The sequence below is a fragment of the Mycobacterium marinum genome, from assembly GCF_003391395.1.
Taxonomy (GTDB): domain Bacteria; phylum Actinomycetota; class Actinomycetes; order Mycobacteriales; family Mycobacteriaceae; genus Mycobacterium; species Mycobacterium marinum.
Genome location: NZ_CP024190.1, coordinates 6,334,536 through 6,357,833, shown reverse-complemented (window position 1 = coordinate 6,357,833; position 23,298 = coordinate 6,334,536). Strand labels below are relative to the sequence as shown.

Genomic DNA, 23,298 nt, shown 5'->3' with positions numbered 1-23,298 from the left:
TCCAGGTAGTTTGTCCGATCACAGGGAGTGTCACTGTGCGTAGTAACCCGTTACCCCGGTCAAGGATGGGGCGAATCGCCTGGTCATGGTTTCGCCACCCAGTCAAAAGCCACGAGTTTCCTGCCAAACACGAGCGCCTGGCAACGGCCGAAGAGCTGCTGCGGTTCGCGGTCTAGCGCCTGGCCCGGCGCACTTGCCGGCGCCAAACGGGTTTGCTCGACTTCATCGAGTTGTTATTAGAAGCATCGCTTATCCGTCAATTAATCCCGACTCGCGGATAGCCTCGGCCATCGGCTCCAGCACGGCCGGGTCATGCGGTGGCGCGATATAGACGATTCCCAGATCCAATCCCTCGGCCGCCAGCGCGGCGGCGTTCTCGATCACCTGCCCGAAATTGCGCTCCGGCGCCAAACCCAGGTGGGCTGAAAGCGTGATCTCTTTCGGATCGCGCCCGATATCGGCGCAATGTGCCGCCAATACATCGCGCTTGCGGGCAAATTCCTCGGGAGTTCCGCCCGCAAAATTCCAGTGTTGGGCATAGCGGGCGGTGATCCGCAGCGTACGTTTCTCCCCGCTACCGCCGATACAAATCGGCGGGTGCGGACGCTGCGGGCCCTTGGGCTCGTTGCGCGCGTCCTCGAGCTGGTAGTACTTCCCGTCGAAGGTGGTGCTCGGTTGGCTCAGCAGCCCGGTCAGTACCGCGCAGGCTTCCTCGAATCGGTCGAAGCGTTCCTTGACGCTGCCCAGCTCGATTCCGTAGGCACTGGACTCCTCCTCGTTCCAGCCGGCGCCAATCCCTAGCTCGAGTCGCCCATGGGAAATGATGTCGAGTGCGGCGGCCATGTTGGCCAACACCGCGGGATGGCGATAGTGAACGCCGGTCACCAGGGTGCCTAGCCGCAGCCGGGTGGTGGCCTGAGCCAGCGCGGTCAGCGTTGTCCACCCTTCCAGGCAGGGGCCGGTGGGGTCGCTGAAGATCGGATAGAAGTGGTCGAAGGTCCAACCGGATTCGTAGACGTCGATGCCGTCGGCGGTCTGCCAGACCGCCAGCATCTGCTCCCAGGTGGTGTTCTGCGGTGAGGTCTTGAAAGCGAAACGCATGCCTTCGACGGTAGTCGCGGCGCAACTGCCGCAAACGACCGCGCAGGTCAACGGTCACCGTGCGTATGGCTTGCCCTGCGCGCCAGCGGTTTTAGACCTACCGACCGCGAAACCTCGCACACTTGCCTGCGAGCAATAGTGCCCACGGAGAAGGGACCAACGCCTCCTGCCGCCCGCACGCGTTTTAACTAACGTCGGTGTTGGCCGGCAAAGCTTGAACGTCGACCACATGCGGTAGCGATGCGCGAGCAGGGAGGTTGTCTATGTCGACCGAGTCCACGAGCCCGGCAATTGTGGTCGGCGTCGACGGCTCGCCGGCGTCCACGTTGGCGGTGGAGTGGGCCGCGCGGGACGCTGAGATGCGTAATGTGCCGCTGAAGGTGGTGCACGTCTTCGCGCCCATGGTGACTCCCGCTAACGGATGGGCAGACGTTGCGATGCCCGCCGACTATGCACGCTGGCGAGAAGACCAGGCGCACCAGATTGTGCAGCAGGCCCACGCGGTGGCGGTCGACGCGGCCGCGCCGGGTCGGGCAGCGCACGTCACGAGCGAGGTGCGCTATGCCGCGATCGTGCCCGCCATGGTGGAGCTGTCCCAGCAGGCCGAGATGGTCGTGGTGGGTTGCCGCGGCCAGGGCGGGGTGGCTAGTGCCCTGCTGGGGTCGGTCAGTTCTGGGCTGGCCCACCACGCACACTGCCCCGTTGCCATCATCCATGACGACGAAGCGCTGCCACCGCGTTCCGCACAGGCGCCGGTGCTGGTGGGCGTCGATGGCTCGCCCACCTCGGAGTTGGCCACCGAGATCGCTTTCGACGAGGCATCTCGGCGCGGCGCGGAATTGGTGGCATTGCACGCTTGGACCGACATGGGTCCCCTCGACTTCCCGAGCATCAATTGGGCGCCGATCGAGTGGAGCAACATCAAGGACCAGGAGGAAGAAGTCCTAGCGGAACGCCTTTGCGGCTGGCAGGAACGCTATCCCGATGTGGTTACGCACAAGGTTGTGGTGAGCGACCGACCAGCACCTCGGCTGCTCGAACACGCCCACGACGCTCAGCTTGTGGTTGTGGGCAGCCACGGCCGCGGTGGGTTCCCCGGCATGCTGCTCGGCTCGGTCAGCCGAGCGGTCATCAACTCGGCACGGATTCCGGTCATCATCGCCCGCACACCCCCAAACTCCTGAGGCCAAGCCGCGGTTAGGCCAGCATCGGGTCCACCGCAGCGCGGGGGACCAGCACCTGGCGAGCGCCGGCCGCTTCGGGCAGCAGTTCCCCCGGGCTGAAGAAGAACGTGATCCCGTCATTGGAGATGGCGAAATTCTGGTAGTTCTTCGGGTCCAGACCAGCGCTGGATGCGATCACCACCTGCTCCTCGGACTGCTTTGACAATTCGCTTTCCACGATTGGGAAAACGACCTTCAGCGGATCGGTTTCAGGCTGCCACAACTTGTCCCAAGTGATCGGCTTGCGATAGGCCTGGTCCCAATTGAACGCCTTATATGTGGTTTGGGGGCGCGGGCCACCGACGTTTTGATAAATCTTGAGCACCACGCTCTGCGTTCCCCGCGGAGGAATCGCCGACTCGTAATTGGTCGAGGTGATGTCGAGCTCGTAGGGTGCGTCGCGGGCAGTGGAGGATTTCGCCTTGTCGAGGAAATGTTCGCCCGTCTCGCGGACGAAGCTTTCCAGCGACTTCCCGTCGGGGTAGTTGCTTGGCAGGCTGATATCGACGGTGTAGCCGGGTTCGGTCATCTGAATCTTGCACACCTCGCCGGTGGTGGTCCCTTTGAGTTCGTCGCAGTAGCTCTTGGGTGGCGCGGCTGCGGCGAGGCCGGTAGAGCCGAAGAGCGTGGCAAACGTGATCAGCACGAACATCATGACGTGACGCATGTCGAAATTCCTCCGGGAGCACATCGCGGCGCGACGGCATAGACACAAGGGATTGGCTTGCCGCGAGATTTGCATCGACGACAAGGCGGGGCCAGCTGGTGCGGACCCCGGTGACCGACGTGACCCAAGCTAGCAGATCATCTGGATTTGGCCGCTAACGCGCAGCAGACGACCGGCGCGCAGGCCAGCGGGGCCGTGCGGCTCCCGGCGGTTTAGGTGAGGCCTGCCCTTAGCCCGCGGGTTATCTCCTCGGGCATGATCGGGCTCTCGGCCGGCCCACAATTGCAGCTGAAGCCGCCGAAGGGGTTGGGCTCTTCGATGACTTCATCGGGACTGGCGCCGGCCGGTGTCGCCCCAACCAGGCAACCGATAATGACGGCAGCGCCAACCAACACCATTCTCATCGCGGGGCGCTTCAGAATGGGGAATCCCGCGTTTGGCCGTTCGTGCTTCACGATCGACATGACGGCCTCTCCTTCAGAATTGTCGGTATCTCACGGACGACTAACTCGTCACGCAGCTGAATTCGACGGTATTTGCCGGGTGATCGCCGGTTCAAGCAAATGGGTCACACACATGCAAAATCCATAACCACCGCGGTGCCCGATGGCGTGACGTCGGAGAACGCCATGAAGCCGGGGGCGCAACTAGACTCCATACAACGATGAGCCACATCCTTGGGGTCGACACCGCCATCACGCTGGTGGCGGCGGGAGCCATCTTTCTGCTGGCCCTGGCGCTCGGAGTGTGGAAGTACCGGCAGGTCATGGTCAGCGATGGGCACCGGGCGCACGTTTACGTCGATATCGCGCATCGGGCCGCGCTGCTCTACGCGTTCGCGACGCTGCTGGTTGCCGTCTTCGTCGAGCTGAGCGTCTGGCCAGCGTGGCTCAATCTCACGGCGGCGATGGTCATGGTGTTCTTTTTCGTCGCTGCGATCGCGACATACATCTTCCACGGCGCGCGTCGTGACACCGAGAATCAGTTCGATCCTGCTGTGCCGGGGACCGGCGTGTTCATGGTCTCGCTCATGCTGGGTGAGATTGGGGGCTTCGCGGTGGTCTTCGTGGGGTTCATCGTCGGTCAGCTGAGGTGAGCGACAAGGCATGGATCCGGTAGCCGCACTTCGGCAGATCGCCTACTACAAGGACCGAAGCCGTCAGGACCCCAGACGGGTCATGGCCTATCGCAACGCCGCCGACATCATCGAAAGACTGGACGAGGATGCGCGCCAGCGGCATGGTCGGGCCAACAGCTGGCAATCGCTGCCGGGTATCGGTCCCAAGACCGCAAAGGTCATCAGCCAAGCGTGGTCCGGTCAGGAGCCCGATCTGCTGGTCGAATTGCGGTCTGCGGCGCAAGATCTGGGCGGCGGTGAGATTCGCGGCGCGCTGCGTGGGGATCTGCACCTGCACTCGGAGTGGTCGGACGGCTCGGCGCCGATCGAGGAGATGATGCAGACCGCGGCGGCGTTGGGGCATGAGTATTGCGCGCTAACCGACCACTCGCCGCGGCTGACGATCGCCAACGGGCTGTCGGCAGAGCGGTTGCGCAGGCAGCTCGATGTCATTGACGAATTGCGCGAGAGGTTCGCCCCGATGCGCATCCTCACCGGAATCGAGGTCGACATTCTCGAGGACGGCAGCCTCGACCAGGAACCCGAGCTGCTCGACCGTCTCGACATCGTGGTGGCCAGCGTGCACTCGAAGCTCTCGATGGAGTCGGCGGCGATGACTCGGCGGATGGTGCGGGCCGTTTCCAACGGTCATGCCGATGTGCTCGGCCACTGCACGGGCCGGTTGGTGACGGGCAACCGTGGCATCCGGCCCGAATCCAAATTCGACGCCGAAGCGGTGTTCACCGCCTGCCGTGACCACGGCACCGCGGTGGAGATCAACTCGCGTCCGGAGCGGCGCGATCCGCCGACCCGGCTACTGAACCTGGCCCGCGACATCGGCTGTGTCTTCAGCATCGACACCGACGCACACGCACCCGGCCAGCTGGACTTCCTCGGCTACGGCGCTCAGCGCGCGCTCGACGCGGGAGTTCCGGCCGATCGCATTATCAATACCTGGCCGGTCGACAGACTCCTCGACTGGGCTTCAGTCCGGTAGACGGGGCACCTCCTGGTCCGGGGCCCGGCCCACCAGCACCGCGCGGGTGAGTGCGGAGTTGCCGTATCGACGCCGAATCCGGTCCACCGCCGCGTCAATGGCCTCGGGCTCGCCGCCGAACGGCAGCATCAGTTGCTGGGCACCGCCGGGGTCGATGCTGGACACGGCGAAGCCGACCAGCGTCAATCCCCGCTGCGCGATAGCCGGCGCGGCCGAGCGCACCAGTTGGCGCGCCGCGGCGAGGATCGGCTGGGTAGACGACGTTGCCCACGGCAACGTGTGGGACCGGGTCGCCCGGCTGAAATCGTCGAATCGTAGCCGCAGCACCACGGTTCGGCCGGTGCGGCCGGCCGCTCTCATCCGGCCCGTGATTCTGTCGATCAACGTGACCACCACCGCGTCCAACTCCGCCAGCGACAGGGCGTTGCCCGCTCGCCCCAGTGCGCGCTGGGCGCCCACCGAACGCCGTCGCACACCGGTGCTCACCCGGCGCCGATCGATGTTGCGGGACAGGGCATACAGCTGGCGCCCCATCGCCGCACCCAGCATCGAGCTCAGTGCCGATTCGCTGAGCTCGGCGACGTCGGCGACGGTGCACAGGCCGTGCGACTGCAGTTTCGCGGCAGTCTTGGCGCCCACTCCCCAGAGCCGGCGCACCGGCAGGGGATGCAGGAATGCCAGCTCATCTTCCGGCGGCACCAGCAGCAAGCCGTCCGGCTTGGCCTCTTGGCTGGCGACTTTGGCCAGAAACTTCGTCCGCGCCACGCCGACGGTGATGGGCAGCCCGACCCGCCCGCGTACGTCTTCCCGCAGCCGCGCCGCGATCTGCACCGGTGTGCCCGAGACCCGGCGCAAGCCGGCCACATCGAGAAACGCCTCATCCACCGAAAGCGGCTCCACCAGTGGAGTGCAGTCGCGGAACACCTCGAACACGGCAGCACTGGCCCGCATGTAGGCGCGCATACGCGGCGGCACCACCACGGCCTGCGGGCACAGCCGCCGCGCCTGAGCTCCGCCCATCGCGGTGCGGACCCCGTATGCCTTGGCCTCATAGCTCGCCGCCAGCACGACACCGCCGCCGACGATCACCGGCCGACCCCGCAACGAGGGGTCGTCACGCTGCTCGACGGACGCGTAGAACGAATCCAGGTCCGCGTGCAGGATGGAGGCATCGCCGCGCACGAACATATGTTCGCACCGCGGACCGACAAGTTCCTGGTTAGCGAGCCGCGCCGTAGATGCTGCTGACCCAGACGTGCACCAGGGTGTCGACCACATGTGTCTCCGGCACGGACGGCTCCTCAGCCAGGAACGACGCCGACAAAGTCCGCTCGTTCATCAGGTTGAGTGCGGTGGCCAGTTCCAGGGCGGGCAGCGTCACCGGCGCGGCGCCCCGTTCGCGCTCGGCCTCGATGATCTTGGCGGTATAGGCGATCCACTTCTGCATGAATGTCGACCACAGCTCCCGGACTTCGGTGCTGATACTTCGGACGCCCTGACCGCCCTGGACGACCGCCCGGTGCGATCCGAAGGTCTCGAAGAACACGTTGATTCCGTTGCGCCACATCGTCACGTGGTCGACGTCGGGTGCCTGGGCGAGGTTGTCCAGCGCCGCGTCGGCCTCATTGACCACCCGGTCCAGCAAGGTCAGCAACACCGCTTCCTTGGACGGGAAATAGAAGTAGAAGGTGGGGCGGGAGATGCCGGCTCCCTTGGCCAGGTCGTCGACCGAGATGTCGACCATCGGACGGTCCTCGAGCAGCTTCTCGGCCGTGTTGAGGATCGCCAGCTCCCGCTCATCACCGGATGGTCGCGCGCTACGGCGGCCCCGGCTCAGCGATGCCTGACCGGCAGTGGAAGTAGACACCACGGCAGCTTACCGCGCGTCGAGAGTTTCGACACTCCGTTGACGGACTCAACACAGCGTTGATAGCGTGGCGCCATGACTGAGCATCTTGACGTCGTGATCGTGGGGGCGGGTATCTCCGGCGTGAGTGCAGCCTGGCATCTTCAAGACCGCTGTCCGACCAAGTCCTACGCGATCCTGGAGAAGCGCGCCGCCATGGGTGGCACCTGGGATCTGTTCCGCTACCCCGGCATCCGATCCGACTCCGATATGCACACACTGGGCTTCCGCTTTCGTCCGTGGACCGAGCGCCAGGCCATCGCCGACGGCAAGCCGATCCTCGAATACGTCAAAGGCACGGCGGCCATGTACGGCATCGACAAGCACATCCGGCTCAACCAGAAAGTCATCAGCGCGGACTGGTCGAACGCGCAGAACCGCTGGACGCTGCAGATCGAGAGCAACGGTGCCATGAGCGCCGTCACCTGTTCGTTCCTGTTTCTCTGCAGCGGCTACTACAACTACGACCAGGGCTACACCCCGAACTTCGCCGGCGCGCAGGACTTCGCCGGCTCGATCATCCATCCGCAGCACTGGCCCGAAGACCTCGACTATGACGGCAAGAACGTCGTCGTGATCGGCAGCGGTGCCACCGCGGTCACTCTGGTCCCGGCGCTGGCGAACTCGGGGGCCAAGCACGTCACGATGCTGCAGCGCTCGCCGACCTACATCGTCTCCCAGCCAGAACGGGACAGCATCGCTGAGCGCCTCAACCGCTGGCTTCCCGAGAACATGGCCTACGCCATGGTGCGGTGGAAGAACGTGCTGCGCCAGGCCGCCGTATACGGAGCCTGCCGCAAGTGGCCGCGGCGAATGCGGAAGAACTTCATGGGACTGGCCCAGCGTCAGTTGCCCGAAGGCTATGACGTGCGAAAGCATTTCGGCCCGCACTACAACCCATGGGACCAGCGGCTATGCCTGGTGCCCAACGGCGACTTGTTCCGGGCCATTCGCCACGGACAGGTCGATGTGGTCACCGACACGATCGACCGGTTCACGCCGACCGGCATCCGGCTCAACTCGGGCCAGCAGCTGCCGGCCGACATCATCGTCACCGCAACGGGTTTGAACCTGCAGCTCTTCGGCGGGGCGGCGGTCACCGTGGACGGAGAGTCGGTGGATCTCACCAAGGCGATGGCCTACAAGGGCATGATGCTTTCCGGCCTGCCCAACATGGCCTACACCGTTGGCTACACCAACGCGTCGTGGACACTGAAGGCGGATCTGGTGTCGGAGTTCGTTTGCCGTCTGCTCAACTACATGGACGCCAATGACTATGACTCCGTCGTCGTCGAGCGCCCGGGTTCGGATGTGCAGGAATGTCCCTTCATGGAGTTCACTCCGGGCTATGTGCTGCGCGTGATCGACGAACTTCCCAAGCAGGGTTCACGCAAGCCGTGGCGACTCAACCAGAACTATCTGCGCGATATTCATCTGATTCGCCGCGGCAAGATCGACGACGAGGGTTTGCGATTCGCCAAAAAGCCGGTCGCAGTGCCGGTTTAGCCGCGATTCAGGATTCGGTTGCGACGGCGGCGACGACCACGATGCCGTCGTCGTCGCTGTAGGCGATCTCGCCCGGCACGAACGTGACACCGCCCAGCGTGATTTCGGCGTCGCGTTCACCCGACCCCGTCTTGGTGCTCTTGCGCGGATTGGTGCCCAGTGCCTTGATGCCAATGTCAATGCCACGCAGTGCGGCCGAATCGCGGACCGCGCCGTGCACCACCAGCCCCGCCCAGCCGTTGGAGCGCGCCAGTTCGGCGATGACATCACCGACCAGGGCGGTATGCAGGGAACCGGCACCGTCGATCACCAGCACCCCGCCCTCACCCGGCTGCGAGAGCACCGATTTCAGCAGCGCGTTGTCCTGAAAACACCGCACGGTGCTGATCGGTCCGGCGAACTCGGCGCGGCCACCGAACTGGCGGAATTGAAGATCACAGCTGCGCACATCGGGCCCGATGTCGTCAACGAGATCGGCCGTTGGCCGAAACGCCACGTTTCCCATCGATCAGCGCCGGCGCAGCTGGCGGATCAGCAGCATCGCCAACAGGCTCAATGCGATTGCGACGACCAGCGGAACGGTGGAGTGGCTTGGCTGCTCATCGGCGACCCGGGGAAGTGGGTTGTTGGCGCGGTCCACCGTCGACTTAGCTTGTGCGGCCGCATCCTTAGCGGCTTCGGCGAGTTGGCCGTTGGCGCTCGGTTGTTGCTGTGAAACGTTGGCCAGCGCGGTCGGTTGCGGGGCCGGTTCGGGGCTTTGCGCGGGCGGCTTGGTCGCCGGGGCCTTTTTGGCCGGTGCCTTTTTGGCGGGGGCCTTCTTGGCCGGCGCCTGCTGCGCCGGGGCCTTCTTGGCCGGCGTCTTCTTCGCAGGTGTCTTCTTAGCCGGTGTCTTCGCGGCCTTGTCGGCGGGCGGCTTCTTGGCCGGCTGTCCCGGTGTCGCGTCGGGTTCGCCGTCGGGTCGATCCTGCGGGTCTGCCATGCGGCCGCTCCTTTGCAGCTTCCTCATTGCTCACTAGATCGCGAAACACTCGGGTCCATCATGCCAGGACACGGTTCGTCGTCTGCCTCGCCTACCAGGTCGCCGGCCCAAGCCGCTACGGCCGGCGCCGCGTAGCCCACAGCGCTGCCGCGCCTACCGCAGCGACCACTCCCACCGCGAACGGCCAGGCGGGCAGGTCTTCGCCCGAATCGCCACCGCCATCACCACTGGCGCCGACGGTCACCGATTCGTGCGCCGCCATGCCTCCAGCCTGCGCGGATGCCGCCGGAACCGGCAGCGCGACGACAATCGTGATGGCGACCAATAACGGCGCGAACCGCAACTTCCCGAGCACCTGCGCAACCACACCACGCGAATATCTGGCTCGTGACTGAACACGGCTGCTCGAAACCCAACTGCGCAGGACCGGCATGCTGACTCAGGCTAGCCCTAGACGCGCCATCAGGTCCGCCTCGATGCCGTCGAGTTGCGAGGAGATCGCGGAATGCGCGGCTCGACGCCGCTGGGCCGGCATGTTCTCGGCTGCTGTGATAGCGGCCGAGAGTTCGGAGAGCCGCTCGCTGATGGCCGAGACGAACTGCTTGGTCTCCGCGTCCTTCGGCTTCATTTCCTGCACAATCCGCAGCGACCGCTCACAACCGGACACCCGGGCGGACAGCTGTGCGCCGTGGCCCGAGAACTGTCCGATCTGAGCCAGCGGCACCCCGAGCTGGTCTGCCCGCCGTTGATCCAGCAGTCCGCGGGCCGCGATGGCCGCGCGATACATCACCGGCGCAAGGATCGGGGCGAGTAATCGAGACACCGTCAGTGTCCGGCGGATTCGAGCGGGCGAGAGGAACTTGCCCTCGCGGGCCGCCTTGAGTTGGGTCTCGGCGACCTTCAGTGCCGCCCGGTCGCTGTCGCGCTGCGCCTTGAGCTGTGCCTTGAGCGCCTTGTCGGTCGCCTTCCGCGCGGACTTGATGCGGCGCGCCTCATTCTTGGCGGACAGTTTGGCTTCCAGCTTGGCGCGGGCCTTGATCGCGCGGGCTTCGGCGCGACGCGTCGCGCGGCTCTTTCGCTTGCGGAACAGGCCCATTCCCGGCCGCCTCCCGGTATCTCGTGGACTATCGCGGTGCGTGCGCGCTCGCTGGGCCCAACCCTAATCCGGGAGGGGCGTCGGCAATCCCTCAGGTCGGGGGACCGGCCCTGCGGTAATCGCGTTAAGCGTCGAGGCGTTCCGTCCGGCGGAGTTCTTCGATTCGCTCCACGATCTCCTGCTGCGCTTGGGTGGACAACCCTTGGGAACGAACGGCGATGCGGCGCACGCCGTCGTCACGCATCGTGGCCAGCCACTGCAGTTCCTGATCGAGGTTTTCGTAGTACTCGTCATCGGTGAAATAGGCCGACTTGATGCGAAAGAAGTTGGCGAGGGCGGCCATGGTCGCGGTGGAAGGGTTTGTGCGGTTGCCGGAGCGTAGCTGCGATAGATAAGGAGCCGACATCGTGACGCCCTCCGCCTTGAGCGCCGCAATCACCTCGGCGGAGGTATGCGGCCCCCGTCCGGGTGGGTACACCGTGTCAAACAGACGGTTCAGGCGGGCAGCGAACGTCGTGCTCATCGATATGACCTCCACCGGGCTGCAAAATTGAACGCTTATCTATATGTATTTGCTGATCATGGTAGCGACAGTTATGTCAACAACCAAGTGCAAACCTGAGGCGATTGGGTGCCGGTGCGTCGGACAGGTGCCCAAGCCGCCTCCGACGAGCGTCCAACCGATTCGGTGGGGTGTCCATAAGATGAACGAATTTCACAGGTTATCCGCAGAATACGGCGTCCGGATGGGATCGAAGGTCCACGCGCACCGGCGCTGGCAAGGAACAAAGGTGCTCCCCGTCGGCGGAACGCGCTCGATTCTGGGCAACCAGACGCCAATGGCGGACGTCGGATTGGGCGCTTTGCTGTCTATGAAGGCTCGGCGGGTGACAGCACGGAACCGGGGCGGGCGGCGGACCGGTGCGACGATGTCGGGGGCGGTGGTCGGGATGGTCGGAGCCCGGTCGATGCCGGTTGGTGTTGGCTACCGGCCCGAGGGTGAATTCGTGTCGAGTGCGGCGGCGCTGCGGCGCCGCCGGAGAGTTTGCGCCGCGGCTCCGGCAGCGGCGGCCAGCGCCACCGCCGCGGTCACACCGATGGCGACCGAGCGCCATCCCAGCGCCCCCTCGAACAGCATCCACAAGCCGAAAAGCAGGAACAGCAGGCTGGCCAGCAGATGCAGCAGCTGTTCGGGCAGCCGGTGATGCAGCAGTAGTCCGACACCTATTGCCAGGCCGTCGGCCACGATCATGCCCAAGGTGGTGCCGATCCATACGCCGGCCCAGTTGTGATCGCTGGCCAAGGTGACCGTGGCCAGGGTTGTCTTGTCGCTGAGCTCGGCCAGGACAAACGACGACACCACGGTGAGCAGCGCGAATCGGGGGTTGGGCAGATGCGCGACCTCGTCGGCGCCGGCCGGGTCTTCGCGGCCTTCGCGCCAGGCCCAGCCCGCGAATATCAGGAAGGCGATCGCTCCCACAAACGCCATCGGCCGGGCCGGCACCGTGGTGCCCAGAAAGTGGCCGACCGCCACCGAGACACCATGCACGGTGACGGATGCGATCGCTACCCCGGTCAGCACCACCCACCAGCGGTACCGCAACGCGTAGGTCATCGTGATCAGCTGCGATCTGTCGCCCAGCTCGGCAAGGAAAACCACTCCGAGACTCAGCATCGTGGCGGAAAGCATGCGGGCGACCTCTCGACACGTGCCGATGACCGTCCGGTCATCGAACATCGGTCGAAGGTCTCGCCCACCGTCCGGTGTGACGGTTCGCGGGCCGGGCTGTGCGCCAGTATGTCGACCCAACGATTCGGGGCTACTCCCCTTCGCTAACAGTTTCCCAGGCTAGCGGCCGGATTCGATGCGCGCCACCGTGGCGGTGAAGTTCGGGCGGCCGTATCCGTCGATTCGGCGCGCGAACTTATTGGTTCGAATCTCCTTATGCGGCAAGCAGCATCGCCAGAATTGCGGTGTCGGGATGGCTGATGGGGTCAACGCCGACGCGGCTGACCATCGATGTGATGGTTCCGTCGGCTTCGGCCTCCACCCACGCCGCCCGATGTTCCAATCCCAGATACGGCAACCCCGGTAGCAGCACACAGCCCGAGGCGGCGCCGGTGCACTCCGGCAGCGACGGCGTGGTTTCTGACGGCGGATGCAACATGAGCAGTGCGGGGGGCTGATGATCGGCGAAGTATCCCGGCTGGATCGCGGATTCGCCGAACACCGTGCCCTCGGCCAGCACCAGTCCGACGGTGCCGGGCTCGGGCTCATCGGGCAATTCCTCGCGCGCCCCGAATACCGTGGTGGTCGAAAGCAACCCGGGCAAAGATGCGACGCGCACGGCGACCATCAACAGTTGAGCCCATTCTTTCGTTGAATCAGGCCAACGCCCGGAGATGACAAACCCTTTCAGCGAACCACGAGAATGAAAGGGTGCAACACCGATAGGCCCATCTGACCCAGCATCCATCTCGCCCTCCGTTGACGCCTCCATCCGAAATAACCACGCTGGTAGCTCGAATAAATGGTAGCTCGAATGATCAAGCATGCGCGGGGTTTTGGCGCCGTGCAACTCGACACGGCGGGCGTTCAGCGGTGTTCGTAAGCGCGAAATATTAAGGCCCGGTTAAAACGCAAGGGCGCCGCGCAATGGTGTGCGCGGCGCCCAAGCCTTCGGGTATTCGAGTCAGCCGAAGATTAATCCTCGAGTTTTCGAGGTGGCGGCGTCGTAGCGCGACTGTACGTCGGCCCAGTTGACGACATTCCAGAATGCCTTGGCGAAGTCGACCTTCACATTCTTGTACTGCAGGTAGAACGCGTGCTCCCACATGTCGAGCAGCAGCAGCGGGACAATGCCCAGCGGGAAGTTGGTCTGGTGGTCGTAGACCTGGAAGATCAGCAGCTTGTTGCCGAGGGTGTCCCAGCCCAACGCTGCCCAACCCGACCCCTGCACGGTGGTCGCGGCGGCGTGGAACTGTGCCCGAAACTTGTCGAACGACCCAAACGCCTCATCGATGGCCGCGGCGAGTTCACCGGTGGGCTTGTCGCCACCGTTGGGGGAGAGGTTCTTCCACCAGATGGTGTGGTTGACGTGGCCGGCGAGGTTGAAAGCGAGGTTCTTCTCGTTCAGCAGGATCGTCGAGTGGTCTTCCTTGGCGCGCGCTTCCTCGAGTTTGGTGACGGCGTCATTGGCACCCTTGACGTAGGTGGCGTGGTGCTTACTGTGGTGAAGCTCGTTGATCTGACCTGAGATGTGGGGTTCCAGAGCTCCGTAGTCCCAGTCCAAATCGGGCAAGGTGTATTCAGCCACGGCATTCCTTCCTTCGATCGTCCGATAAGTCATTCGCGTGGGGACCGCCACGCAGCGGGCTGCAGTAGTTAACCCTGCTTGATGAGCGCTCGCGCCGCAAGGACGCCCCACCGTGCTGATACTGCCGGGTACCCGGTTGGTCGGGGATCTAATACAAGACGATGAGGGCGAGAACTCCCAGTAATGCCAGCGCAATCAGGCCCGCACGCAGGGCGGCTATGACGTAGGCGTGATTCCAGGTGGGCGATCCGGAGTGCGACTTCGGTGAGGGAGTCGACCCGGAGCCGTAGGAATGTGTCGCCATCGAGCGCCTTTCACCTGCACGGTCACCTCCAACAGTGAGGTGACTCACACTGAACCTGGCGTCCGCGATCATAACCCCTGGTGCCCGGATTGAAAAATTCTTGCCTTGGCGGGTCGGCAACCGCACCAGGTTGAGGGCATCAATGCGGCGATGTGGGCCGCCGGCGGACGCTGTTCGGTGGGCCGTGGTCGGTCACGTTTGACGAGTCGTCCAACTGGGTACAAGTGCTTAGCGCGGCAATGCATTTCGCTCGGGTCCGGTCCGGGCTGTCGATCGGCGGGTGTTGGTGGTGAGGGTTATCCACAGCGATGGCCGATCTTGACCGACAGACGCTGTGTTGATAACCAAAACCCACCCAACCCATGTTGTGGATAAACCTGTGGAAACTGTGGATATCCACAAGTAGCTGAGTCGGAGGTCGCGCGGCCCGTATGCCCACGAGTGCCGACTCGCATTACGCTGGTCCGGTGATACAGGTGTGCTCCCAGTGCGGCACTCGGTGGAACGTACGCGAGCGACAGCGCGTGTGGTGTCCCCGTTGTCGGGGAGCGCTGATGGCGCCGCTGACCGGGGCTGCGGCCGCCGACCCGCAGTCGCGAACCTCGGTCGGCCCGCAACGGGTGGCGTCTACCGCGCGGCGGGCGGCGCCCCGGCTACCACCAGGTTTTCGCTGGATAGCGGTGCGTCCGGGCGCTGCGCCACCGCACCGACCCCGGCGACGCGCGTACGGGCCCACCCCCCGGTACACGGTGATGCCGCGCTGGGGACTGGGCGACCGCGTCGCTGAGCCCGGCCCTTCGCCCGTGCCGGTACCGACCAAGACGGGACCGGCGGCAGCGACCGTACGCACCCTGTTGTTCGCCACCATGCTGGTTCTCGGTGCCGCCGCATTTGTCTACGCGGTGCGATACGTGTTGCTGATCATCAACCGCGACATTCTGCTGAATTCCGTGCTGGCCGGCATCGCGGTCTGGGTGGGAGTGGCGGTCAGTTTCGCCGCGCTCGCCGCGATGGGCGTCTGCTTCGTCGTACTGATCAAGTGGCTTGTCGCGCGCCGGGCCGCCGCCTTCGCCTACTACGGCCTACCCGAGCACCGCTCCACCCTGCAGTTGTGGGCCGGTTGCCTGACGCCGCTGGCGAACCTGCTGTGGGCGCCGGTGTATCTCATCGAACTCGCCGTGGTCGAGGACACCTATCACCGGTTGAAGAAACCCATCCTGGTGTGGTGGATCGCATGGGTGGTCAGCACCGCCACGTCGCTGTTCGCCATCGCCACCAGCTTTTCCAGCGACGCTCAGGGCATCGCGAACAACACCGTCATGGTGGTCGTCGCGTATGCGCTGGCGGCAGCCGCCGTGGGCACCGTTTCTCGCGTTTTCGAGGGATTCGAGCGCAAGCCGGTGCAACGGCCCGCGCACCGCTGGCTGGTGATGGGTCAGGATGATCAACCCGGCCGGTCCGCCACGGATGAAGACGATCGGGTCGATGCGGCCCCCGATGCTGATGCGGTTGAGCTGGAGGGGCAGGAACCGGCAGCATAATGGGTATGACCTGGGCCGACGAGGTGATCGCCGGGCATCCTTTTGTGGTGGCCCACCGCGGGGCGTCGGGCGCCCGGCCGGAACATACGCTCGCCGCCTACGACCTGGCGCTCAAGCAGGGGGCCGACGGTGTGGAGTGCGACGTCCGGCTCACCCGCGACGGTCATCTGGTTTGCGTGCACGATCGCCGGTTGGATCGGACTTCGACCGGGGCCGGGTTGGTCAGCACGATGACGCTGGATCAGCTGCGTGAGTTGGAGTACGGCGCCTGGCATGACAGCTGGCGGCCGGACGGTGCCCACGGAGATACCAGCCTGCTGACCCTGGACGCGCTGATCTCGCTGGTGCTGGATTGGAAACGGCCGGTGAAGGTCTTTATCGAGACCAAGCATCCGGTGCGGTACGGGTCGCTGGTCGAAAGCAAGGTGCTGGCGCTGCTGCAGCGCTTCGGCATTGCCCAACCGGCGTCCGCAGACCGGTCCCGCGCCGTCGTGATGTCGTTTTCGGCGGCCGCGGTGTGGCGGATTCGCCGAGCAGCACCGCTGCTACCAACGGTGCTGCTCGGCAAAACGGCTCGCTATCTGGCCAGCGGTGCCGCCTCGGCTGTCGGAGCGACCGCCGTGGGACCGTCGCTGGCGGTGTTGCGGGAATATCCACAACTCGTCGATCGCGCCGCCGCCCAGGGGCGAGCGGTGTACTGCTGGGGTGTCGACGAGTACGAAGATATCGATTTCTGCCGGGACGTCGGCGTGGCATGGATGGCCACCGACCACCCCGGCCGCGCCAAGGCCTGGTTGCAGCATGGCCGGCCGGGCGTGAGTAGCGGCCCCGCCGCCCCGCCGGAGGCCTAGAGGTTGCCTCCGGCGGCACGCGGAGCGGCTGCGCCCGACGGAGCCCGGCCGACCTCACGCGCAACGAAGTTCTCGAGCTCGAACAGGTTGGCCCCGGCCCGGTCGGCAATGCGCACCAGGCTGGCCATCAGCGCCACCTCTTCGATCTGCTCCTGCAGGAACCACTGCATGAACTGCTCGCCGAGGAAGTCGCTCTCATCGCGTGCCACCGCGGTCAGCCGACTGACCTGATCGGTGACTGCCCGCTCCTGATCGAGGGCCAACGCCAGGGCGTCGCGCGGCTTGTCGAAGTGATTTCGTACCGAGTCGATTCCCGGAATCTCGACACGGAGGTCGCGGTCGATCAGATGCTGCACCAGCATCATCGCGTGGTTGCGCTCCTCGACCGCTTGAGCGTAAAAGTGCTTCGCCAATTGGGGCAATTCTTCGCTATCGAAATAAACGGCAATGGCAACGTATTGTTGGGCCGCGGTGAATTCGTTGAAAATTTGTTCCTGCACCAGCGCATGGAATTTCGTCTTTGGTCCGTCGTAGTCGGTCATGCCGCCAGAATAGTGCAGGTAAAACGCCACCTGCAACGAAGGCATGACTTACTCAGGAAAGGTTTTCCTAAGCCAATGCGCGAAATCGATAAGGTCAGGTTTGCCTAAGTAAACCTAGCCGGGCCGGAATTATGGGCGCATTTTCCGCATCTTTATGACCTACAACACACCCGGGGCGCCGAAATTGCGTTGTTATGGTGGCCCGTCGAAAGCGTCGGCGGGTATCGGTGCGTCGGAAGCCAGCGCGTCGAACATCTCGGCGGCCGCGTCGTGGTTCCACACCACGACCGAGCCGACGTCGGTGGTGGTGAATTCACCGATCGGCACCGTCAGGGCCGTCGGGTGCCCGTGTAGCGCCCACCCGAGCCGGGCAAGGTCGAATACGTGGGCCCCCTGGTCGACGGTGAGCGCCGCTGCTGCGGCGCGCGGCACCGAATACCAGCGCCACGGATTGAGCCACACCGCGGGGCTTTCGGCCCGGCGCAGCAACGCGGACATGAACTGGCGCTGGTTGATCATTCGGTCCAGGTCGGCTCTCGGTGTGGCTCGGGACCTGACGTAGCCCAGTGCGCTTCGGCCGTCGAGTTGCTGGCAGCCCGGCGCTAGATCGATGCCGGCCAGTGGATCGCCGATCGGTTCCGTCAAGCACATCCGGACACCGCCGAGCGCGTCGACCAGTTCGGCGAATCCGCCGAATCCGATCTCGGCATAGTGGTCGATTCGCAGGCCGGTGGCCTGTTCGACCGTTTGCACCAGCAAGGGTGCCCCGCCTGTGGCGAAAGCCGCGTTGATCTTGTCGCGGCCATACCCGGGAACCGGGACATATGAATCGCGCGGGATCGATACCAGGGCCGTCGGGGTGCTCGATCCGAGTTCGGCCAGGTGGACCAGCAGGATGGTGTCGGTTCGCCCGTCTCCGGGATCCCCACCGGTGGTCAGCTCCTGCTGTTGCTCGGTGGTCAGACCCTGGCGACTGTCCGAGCCGACGATCAGCCAGTTGGTGCCGCGCCCGGGGCCGGGCCGGTCGGCATAGTCGCGCAATACCGGTTCCCGGTGCAGCGCCGTGTCCAGCCACAAAGCCCCGCCGAGAATGCCGGCGCCGGCCAGTAACACGGCGGTCAGCAGGCTCAGCGCAACGATCTTGCCCCAGCGGCGCTCGGTCTTTTTGCGGCGCGCTTTGGGTGCAGCCGGACGTGGCGGCGGCGCCGGGGCGGGGGTGCGCCGCCGGCGTCGGGGGCCGACGGGGCCGGTGGCCGGTCTGGGTGGAGGTGGCGCTGAGGTTGGTTGATGCGGTGGCGTCCCGGTGGGTTCGGCGGGACGGCGCAGGGGCAGCGTGTCGCGCCGGATGACCTGCGAGGGTTCCGATTGCGGCGGGATCGGAGGCTGGGGTCGCCGAAACTGCGCGGGTCGATCGCCGTTCACCTGGACAACGTACGTGCCAGGACACCGGAACGCAGCCGGCCGCCACGGCGCGCGGGGCGCAACGGGTTGGCCCCGGGCGGTTATCGCCGGGCGCGCAGACCGTTGCCGAACGGGCAGCCCAGCAGCACCCGGATGGCCTGCCTGAGCCCGTGCATGTCGTCGACCGGGCGATGGAACGGCAGCCGGATATCGCGGTCGCCGTCGTTGCTCTCGATGCGAAACCGCACGCCGTAGCGGTCGAGGCCAAGCGGGCGGACCTCACCGCGTCGCAGCGGGGCCGGCAGGCGCGACACCAACCGCGCGACCACGTCCTGATGGTCGGTCGTCAGGTGGCGCAGCAGGCTCGACTCAATCTCGCAGAACGGATCCGGCCGCGCGGCCAGTAGGTCCACGACGCTGATCGGTTCCGCGCCGGTGGCGTCGGTGACGACCACCGACTCGATCTCCAGTCGCAGCAATGCGTATCGGATCTCCGCGCCGTGCGCCGGTGCGGATCTAGGTGTCTGGACTTGCAGCAAGGCTGGATTGGGGTTCTCGGTGGCGATCAGGTCGAGCGTCGCGCCGATCATGTCCGCGGGGACGGGGTGCAGGCGCCCGCGTATCCAGACCAGCGAGCGGACGGGCTCACGCACCGGCAGCGGGGCGTAGTCCGTTAGTTCGAGGAGGGCCTGCCATGGGGGCTGCCCGGGATCGCCGGTGCCCGCACCCGGGTGCTCGATGGGAACGGCCACCGCAAAAGACCCGTCGGGCATCAGGTGATGGATGGGTGTGGCGACGGGTCCGTCCCGTTCCACCGCCAGCAGGGCACCGCCGGCCCGGGCGCATGCGCTGCGAATACGTTCGGCGGTCGTCGGCGCCGGGTTGGTGAGCGGCAGCATCACAAACTCCTCCGTGTTCTTAGGTAAGCCTAAGTTAACTTACCGGGGTGGTGGCTGCAAGCACCGAAAGGGCGAGCGTCGCCGTTAATGTTGTGTGCGTGGCGCGCATCGCATATCTCGGTCCGGAAGGGACATTCACCCAAGCGGCGCTACTCGAGATAGCGGCTGCCGGGCTGGTCCCAGGCCACGACGACGGAGGCGCGCAACCGCTGCCGGTCGAAAGCACTCCCGCCGCACTCGACGCCGTCCGTACCGGTGCCGCCGAATTCGCCTGCGTGCCGATCGAGAACTCGATCGACGGCTCGCTGGCCCCCACCCTGGACAGCCTGGCCATCGGGTCGCCGCTGCAGGTGTTTGCCGAGACAACGCTCGACGTAGCCTTCAGCATCGTGGTCAAGCCCGGCGTCGGCGCGGCCGACGTACGGACCCTGGCGGCTTTCCCGGTGGCAGCGGCGCAGGTTAGACAGTGGCTGACCGCTCATCTGCCCAGCGTCGAGCTGCATCCGGCGTACTCCAACGCCGACGCGGCCCGCCAGGTGGCGGAGGGGCAGGTCGACGCCGCCGTGACGTCCCCGCTGGCCGCCGCTCACTGGGCGCTGCAGTCGCTGGCCGACGGCGTCGTTGACGAGTCCAACGCCCGCACCCGGTTCTTGCTCATCGGTGTACCGGGACCGCCGCCGCCGCGTACCGGCACCGATCGCACCTCGGCGGTGCTGCGTATAGCCAACGTGCCCGGTGCCCTGCTGGATGCACTGACCGAGTTCGGTATGCGCGGCATCGACCTCACCCGAATCGAGTCCCGGCCCACCCGTACCGGGCTGGGCACGTACATGTTTTTCGTCGACTGTGTGGGCCACATCGCCGACGATGCTGTCGCTGAGGCACTCAAGGCGCTGCACCGTCGTTGTGCTGATGTGCGATACCTGGGTTCTTGGCCGACGGGTCAGACCTATGCGGCGCAGCCGCCGCCGGCGGACGAGGCGGCGATCTGGCTGCAGCAGCTGCGCGAAGGCAAGCCCGAAGCAAGCCCGGAGCCGCCGCTATGAGCGGTCGTCTGGTGCTGGTTCGCCACGGTCAGTCGGTCAGCAATGTCGAGCGTCGCTTGGACACGCTGCCGCCGGGGGCGGAGTTGACCCCGACGGGCCGGGAGCAGGCACAGGCCTTCGCGCGCGGCGGTTTGATTCGTCCCGCCATGCTGGTGCACTCGATCGCTACTCGGGCGTCGCAGACGGCCGAGGTGATCGCCGCCGAACTGGCCGTCTCGGCCCACGAGGTGGTCGGCATTCACGAGGTACAGGTCGGCGAGCTGGAAAACCGCTGTGATGACGAGGCCGTCGCGGAATTCAACGCCATCTACAAGCGGTGGCATTGCGGCGAGCTGGATGTCCCGTTGCCGGGCGGTGAGAGCGCCAACGACGTGCTGGCGCGCTATGTGCCGGTGCTCAACGACCTGCGAATGCGCTATCTGGACGACGAAGACCGAACCGGCGATCTCGTCGTGGTCAGCCACGGCGCGGCCATCCGGCTGGCCGGTGCTGTGCTCGCCGGGGTGGACGCCAACTTCGCCTTGGACAACCACCTGGACAACGCCGAATCGGTGGTGCTGACCCCGATCACCGACGGTCGCTGGAGTTGCGTCCGGTGGGGAACGAAAACGCCGCCCTTCTGCGCCGAGGTCGACTCCGCCGCCGGCGACCTCATGGCGTCCAGCGGCGACCCGATGGGCTGACGGTCACCCCGCCAGGGTGACCGCGGCGCTCTCGCCGCAAGTGCAGCCGATGGCCGCGCAGTCGACGACGAAGGTGTGCGGTATCAGCTCGGCGTCGACACAATCGGATTCGGTGCATTCCGACCGGCCGGATAGTGGACCCTCCACGTGCCGAATCAAGGTCCCGTGGCAGTGTCCCAAGCCTGCCCGGCAGTCGCGGCAGCCTGTGCTCATAGACCGTTCATAGCACCGCACCCCGACATCGCCGGGTTGGCGCGCCCATCGTAATTCGATGGCCGATCACGCCCAGCCCAGCTGGCCCAGCCGGTCGTCGTCGATACCGAAATGGTGGGCGATCTCGTGGATCACCGTGATCGCCACCTGGTCGACAACCTCGTCGGCGGACTCGCAGACATCCAGCAGCGCTTCCCGGTAGATCGTGATGGCGTCCGGCAGGGCTCCGGCGTAGTCGGAATCACGCTCGGTCAGGGCGACCCCCTCGTAAAGGCCGAGCAGGTCGTTTTCGTCGGGGTGGCGGTCGGCGACCAGCACCACGACGTTGTCCATAGCGGCCGCCAGCTGGGGCGGAATCAGGTCCAGTGCGTCAGAGACCAGTTCGTCGAACCGCCGGGGGTCCATCCGCACCGCCACCCGGCTAGCCTCCCGGCGCGGGTTCCGCGGGCGCGGGGGCCTCGGGTTCGGGTGCTTGGGCAGGCGGTGGTGCGCCGCCATCGGCGGGCGGCGGCTGACTTTGGGTCGCCGGCGGCGGCTGAGTCGCCTGGGTTGTGGTGGCCGGGGCGGCGGGGGCCCGCGACGGCGTCACCACCGGTTGCTGATTGGGTAGATGCTGATTGCTCGGCGGAGCCGTTTGGGTCTGCCGGGGTGCGGGCGCGGGCGCGGCGGGCGGCACCTGCAGCGGAATGGGCGGCAACGTGAGCCGCTCTTCGGGAATGTCGGGCGGCGGCACCGGTGGTTGCCCGTTGATCAACAGCTCCCCCTTGGCGCTGTTCACCAACGTGGCCCAGCCCCCATTGCCCAGCGTCGCGCCGATGCTGCACGCGACTTCGCGGCTGCCCGCGGACCAGCTCGGCAGCGACAGCGTGGGGTAGATCAGGGTCAGGGTGGTGGTGCGCAACTTGATGGGGGCGAGGTAGGCGTCGGTCAGCCGGGTACAGGTGTCTTTGATGTACCCGTCCTGCTCGGGCTCGGGCGGCAGGGCGTCGGGGAACTTCTCCGCCAGATTGACCGTGCCGGTGACCTCCATGGCATGGGGCGCCGCGCAGTCGACCGGAATATCGATTGGCTGGTTGGTGGTCGAATCAATGCCCAAACAGGTGCCGGCCGGCCAGACCTTGGATTGATTGATGTCGGCGACCTTGCCCTTGAACGCGGTCTGTTGGTTGTTGGGACCGGGCAACTGCAGGCCGCACAGCATGCGGCGCTCGCCGGCCTGGCGCCACGCCCGGTCGCCGGACCAGAGCATGCTGGTGGTGAACTTGCTGTTGGGATCGAACTTGGCGCCGAGGTAGCGGCGCACCGCGGCCTGGCACTGTTCCTGGCTGATCTGCTGAATGCGGGCCGGTGATGGGGGAGCGGCGTCGGGCCCGTACTCCGAACCGGGGAAGGTTCGCATGTCGATGGACTCGGCGACTTCGAACCGGTGCTCATCGCCGCAGTCGACGATGGTGGCCGCCTCCGGTGTGCCTTCCGGCCACATCAGGCAGTCGCCGGTGGTGGCGCGGTTGAAAGCGGCGTTGCTCTTGGTGCCGGTGCTGGGCACCGGGTTGTTGTCGATGTAGCCGGCCAGCCGGCCCGGCCCGGTGGCAACGTCGGGGATCGCGGTGATCAAACCGGCGATCAGCAGGCCGCCCAGTGCGGTGAGCAGCAACCCGCGCCTGGTCGCCGACGCTTGCAGGGCACGCGGCCACCGGAAGCCGGCCGACGGCTGCTCCGCTTCGGCGGCAGTTTCGGCGTCGGCTTCGGCGTCGGGGTCAGGCTCGCTATCCGGTGCGAGCTCCTTCTCGGGCGCGTCCAACATCAGTTCCATTCTTACAGGGCCCACATAGCCACGTGACCAATGTTGCACATGTGATACCAGAGCCCGACAGAAGCCGAGCTGACGCGACGCGGCCAACCCGTCAAA

General features: G+C 65.7%; 26 protein-coding genes and 1 pseudogene. 8 read left to right on the top strand and 19 right to left on the bottom strand.

What is annotated here, in order from left to right; all coding sequences use genetic code 11:
- Nucleotides 1-249 precede the first annotated feature (249 nt).
- Nucleotides 250-1,101: an LLM class F420-dependent oxidoreductase gene (locus tag CCUG20998_RS27040; protein ID WP_036456792.1), complete on the bottom strand. Its 852-nt coding sequence runs from the start codon at nucleotides 1,099-1,101 to the stop codon at nucleotides 250-252.
- Between the two features lie 263 nt (nucleotides 1,102-1,364).
- Between CCUG20998_RS27040 and CCUG20998_RS27035 the strand changes: the two genes are divergently transcribed.
- Nucleotides 1,365-2,285: a universal stress protein gene (locus CCUG20998_RS27035; RefSeq protein WP_012396910.1), complete on the top strand. Its 921-nt coding sequence runs from the start codon at nucleotides 1,365-1,367 to the stop codon at nucleotides 2,283-2,285.
- A 13-nt stretch (nucleotides 2,286-2,298) separates the two neighbouring features.
- Here the strand turns inward: CCUG20998_RS27035 and CCUG20998_RS27030 are convergent, their stop codons facing one another.
- Together CCUG20998_RS27030 and CCUG20998_RS27025 are read right to left on the bottom strand one after the other, a co-directional pair.
- A complete protein-coding gene (locus tag CCUG20998_RS27030; protein ID WP_020731105.1) occupies nucleotides 2,299-2,991 on the bottom strand; it encodes an esterase in 693 nt (230 codons plus the stop codon).
- Between the two features lie 212 nt (nucleotides 2,992-3,203).
- Nucleotides 3,204-3,455: a hypothetical protein gene (locus tag CCUG20998_RS27025; protein WP_012396908.1), complete on the bottom strand. Its 252-nt coding sequence runs from the start codon at nucleotides 3,453-3,455 to the stop codon at nucleotides 3,204-3,206.
- Between the two features lie 200 nt (nucleotides 3,456-3,655).
- Here CCUG20998_RS27025 and CCUG20998_RS27020 point away from each other — a divergent pair, with 200 nt between their 5' ends.
- Both CCUG20998_RS27020 and CCUG20998_RS27015 read left to right on the top strand, forming a co-directional pair.
- Nucleotides 3,656-4,087 carry a hypothetical protein gene (locus tag CCUG20998_RS27020; RefSeq protein ID WP_012396907.1) on the top strand — a complete coding sequence of 144 codons (432 nt, stop codon included), beginning with the start codon at nucleotides 3,656-3,658 and terminating at the stop codon, nucleotides 4,085-4,087.
- A gap of 10 nt (nucleotides 4,088-4,097) precedes the next feature.
- Nucleotides 4,098-5,105 carry a PHP domain-containing protein gene (locus tag CCUG20998_RS27015; protein WP_020731104.1) on the top strand — a complete coding sequence of 336 codons (1,008 nt, stop codon included), beginning with the start codon at nucleotides 4,098-4,100 and terminating at the stop codon, nucleotides 5,103-5,105.
- On the opposite strand, the gene dinB is transcribed toward CCUG20998_RS27015, so the two are convergent.
- Both dinB and CCUG20998_RS27005 read right to left on the bottom strand, forming a co-directional pair.
- On the bottom strand, nucleotides 5,094-6,293 hold the full coding sequence (gene dinB, locus CCUG20998_RS27010; RefSeq protein WP_020731103.1) for a DNA polymerase IV: 1,200 nt from the start codon (nucleotides 6,291-6,293) through the stop codon (nucleotides 5,094-5,096). The two genes, CCUG20998_RS27015 and dinB, sit on opposite strands and share 12 nt — an antisense overlap.
- A gap of 31 nt (nucleotides 6,294-6,324) precedes the next feature.
- Nucleotides 6,325-6,972, bottom strand: a complete 648-nt coding sequence (locus CCUG20998_RS27005; RefSeq protein ID WP_099052735.1) for a TetR/AcrR family transcriptional regulator — start codon at nucleotides 6,970-6,972, stop codon at nucleotides 6,325-6,327.
- Between the two features lie 75 nt (nucleotides 6,973-7,047).
- Between CCUG20998_RS27005 and CCUG20998_RS27000 the strand changes: the two genes are divergently transcribed.
- Nucleotides 7,048-8,517: a flavin-containing monooxygenase gene (locus tag CCUG20998_RS27000; RefSeq protein WP_020726997.1), complete on the top strand. Its 1,470-nt coding sequence runs from the start codon at nucleotides 7,048-7,050 to the stop codon at nucleotides 8,515-8,517.
- Nucleotides 8,518-8,524: 7 nt separating this feature from the next.
- Here CCUG20998_RS27000 and rraA read toward each other — a convergent pair whose 3' ends face one another.
- The 9 genes from rraA to CCUG20998_RS28050 all read right to left on the bottom strand — a co-directional run bounded on the left by rraA (nucleotide 8,525) and on the right by CCUG20998_RS28050 (nucleotide 14,213).
- A complete protein-coding gene (rraA, locus tag CCUG20998_RS26995) occupies nucleotides 8,525-9,022 on the bottom strand; it encodes a ribonuclease E activity regulator RraA (RefSeq protein WP_036456791.1) in 498 nt (165 codons plus the stop codon).
- A gap of 3 nt (nucleotides 9,023-9,025) precedes the next feature.
- The gene (locus tag CCUG20998_RS26990) at nucleotides 9,026-9,496 is read right to left on the bottom strand and encodes an Rv3852 family protein (protein WP_020731100.1); all 471 of its coding nucleotides are present in this window, start codon (nucleotides 9,494-9,496) and stop codon (nucleotides 9,026-9,028) included.
- Between the two features lie 115 nt (nucleotides 9,497-9,611).
- Nucleotides 9,612-9,863: a hypothetical protein gene (locus CCUG20998_RS26985; protein WP_011742489.1), complete on the bottom strand. Its 252-nt coding sequence runs from the start codon at nucleotides 9,861-9,863 to the stop codon at nucleotides 9,612-9,614.
- Nucleotides 9,864-9,935: 72 nt separating this feature from the next.
- Nucleotides 9,936-10,592: a DUF6474 family protein gene (locus CCUG20998_RS26980; RefSeq protein WP_020731099.1), complete on the bottom strand. Its 657-nt coding sequence runs from the start codon at nucleotides 10,590-10,592 to the stop codon at nucleotides 9,936-9,938.
- Nucleotides 10,593-10,716: 124 nt separating this feature from the next.
- Nucleotides 10,717-11,115 carry a hypothetical protein gene (locus CCUG20998_RS26975; protein WP_020731098.1) on the bottom strand — a complete coding sequence of 133 codons (399 nt, stop codon included), beginning with the start codon at nucleotides 11,113-11,115 and terminating at the stop codon, nucleotides 10,717-10,719.
- Nucleotides 11,116-11,577: 462 nt separating this feature from the next.
- On the bottom strand, nucleotides 11,578-12,282 hold the full coding sequence (locus CCUG20998_RS26970; RefSeq protein WP_036457086.1) for a TMEM165/GDT1 family protein: 705 nt from the start codon (nucleotides 12,280-12,282) through the stop codon (nucleotides 11,578-11,580).
- A gap of 253 nt (nucleotides 12,283-12,535) precedes the next feature.
- Complete coding sequence (locus CCUG20998_RS26965) at nucleotides 12,536-13,069, bottom strand: hypothetical protein (RefSeq protein ID WP_012396897.1); 534 nt, start codon at nucleotides 13,067-13,069, stop codon at nucleotides 12,536-12,538.
- A gap of 216 nt (nucleotides 13,070-13,285) precedes the next feature.
- The gene (locus CCUG20998_RS26960; RefSeq protein WP_015357664.1) at nucleotides 13,286-13,909 is read right to left on the bottom strand and encodes a superoxide dismutase; all 624 of its coding nucleotides are present in this window, start codon (nucleotides 13,907-13,909) and stop codon (nucleotides 13,286-13,288) included.
- Between the two features lie 148 nt (nucleotides 13,910-14,057).
- Nucleotides 14,058-14,213: a hypothetical protein gene (locus CCUG20998_RS28050; protein WP_020731096.1), complete on the bottom strand. Its 156-nt coding sequence runs from the start codon at nucleotides 14,211-14,213 to the stop codon at nucleotides 14,058-14,060.
- A gap of 467 nt (nucleotides 14,214-14,680) precedes the next feature.
- On the opposite strand from CCUG20998_RS28050, the gene CCUG20998_RS26950 reads away from it, so the two are divergent.
- Both CCUG20998_RS26950 and CCUG20998_RS26945 read left to right on the top strand, forming a co-directional pair.
- Nucleotides 14,681-15,754: a DUF4328 domain-containing protein gene (locus CCUG20998_RS26950; RefSeq protein ID WP_172607243.1), complete on the top strand. Its 1,074-nt coding sequence runs from the start codon at nucleotides 14,681-14,683 to the stop codon at nucleotides 15,752-15,754.
- A 5-nt stretch (nucleotides 15,755-15,759) separates the two neighbouring features.
- Nucleotides 15,760-16,605 (top strand): glycerophosphodiester phosphodiesterase, encoded by an 846-nt coding sequence (locus CCUG20998_RS26945; protein ID WP_036427075.1) that lies wholly within the window; start codon nucleotides 15,760-15,762, stop codon nucleotides 16,603-16,605.
- Here the strand turns inward: CCUG20998_RS26945 and CCUG20998_RS26940 are convergent.
- The 3 genes from CCUG20998_RS26940 to CCUG20998_RS26930 form a co-directional block, all read right to left on the bottom strand.
- Nucleotides 16,602-17,147 (bottom strand): ferritin, encoded by a 546-nt coding sequence (locus CCUG20998_RS26940; RefSeq protein WP_036427077.1) that lies wholly within the window; start codon nucleotides 17,145-17,147, stop codon nucleotides 16,602-16,604. The two genes, CCUG20998_RS26945 and CCUG20998_RS26940, sit on opposite strands and share 4 nt — an antisense overlap.
- Nucleotides 17,148-17,339: 192 nt before the next feature.
- Nucleotides 17,340-18,569, bottom strand: a complete 1,230-nt coding sequence (locus CCUG20998_RS26935; protein WP_020731093.1) for an LCP family protein — start codon at nucleotides 18,567-18,569, stop codon at nucleotides 17,340-17,342.
- Nucleotides 18,570-18,649: 80 nt separating this feature from the next.
- Complete coding sequence (locus tag CCUG20998_RS26930; RefSeq protein ID WP_020731092.1) at nucleotides 18,650-19,447, bottom strand: DUF2470 domain-containing protein; 798 nt, start codon at nucleotides 19,445-19,447, stop codon at nucleotides 18,650-18,652.
- A gap of 98 nt (nucleotides 19,448-19,545) precedes the next feature.
- Here CCUG20998_RS26930 and pheA point away from each other — a divergent pair, with 98 nt between their 5' ends.
- Nucleotides 19,546-20,493: a prephenate dehydratase gene (gene pheA, locus CCUG20998_RS26925; RefSeq protein WP_020731091.1), complete on the top strand. Its 948-nt coding sequence runs from the start codon at nucleotides 19,546-19,548 to the stop codon at nucleotides 20,491-20,493.
- Nucleotides 20,490-21,176 carry a histidine phosphatase family protein gene (locus CCUG20998_RS26920; RefSeq protein WP_020731090.1) on the top strand — a complete coding sequence of 229 codons (687 nt, stop codon included), beginning with the start codon at nucleotides 20,490-20,492 and terminating at the stop codon, nucleotides 21,174-21,176. Before pheA ends, CCUG20998_RS26920 begins: the two co-directional genes overlap by 4 nt.
- Before the next feature lie 209 nt (nucleotides 21,177-21,385).
- Here CCUG20998_RS26920 and CCUG20998_RS26915 read toward each other — a convergent pair.
- A pseudogene (locus CCUG20998_RS26915) lies at nucleotides 21,386-21,806 on the bottom strand (metallopeptidase family protein).
- 4 nt (nucleotides 21,807-21,810) lie between these two features.
- Nucleotides 21,811-23,193 carry a septum formation family protein gene (locus CCUG20998_RS26910; RefSeq protein WP_020731087.1) on the bottom strand — a complete coding sequence of 461 codons (1,383 nt, stop codon included), beginning with the start codon at nucleotides 23,191-23,193 and terminating at the stop codon, nucleotides 21,811-21,813.
- Nucleotides 23,194-23,298: the final 105 nt, after the last annotated feature.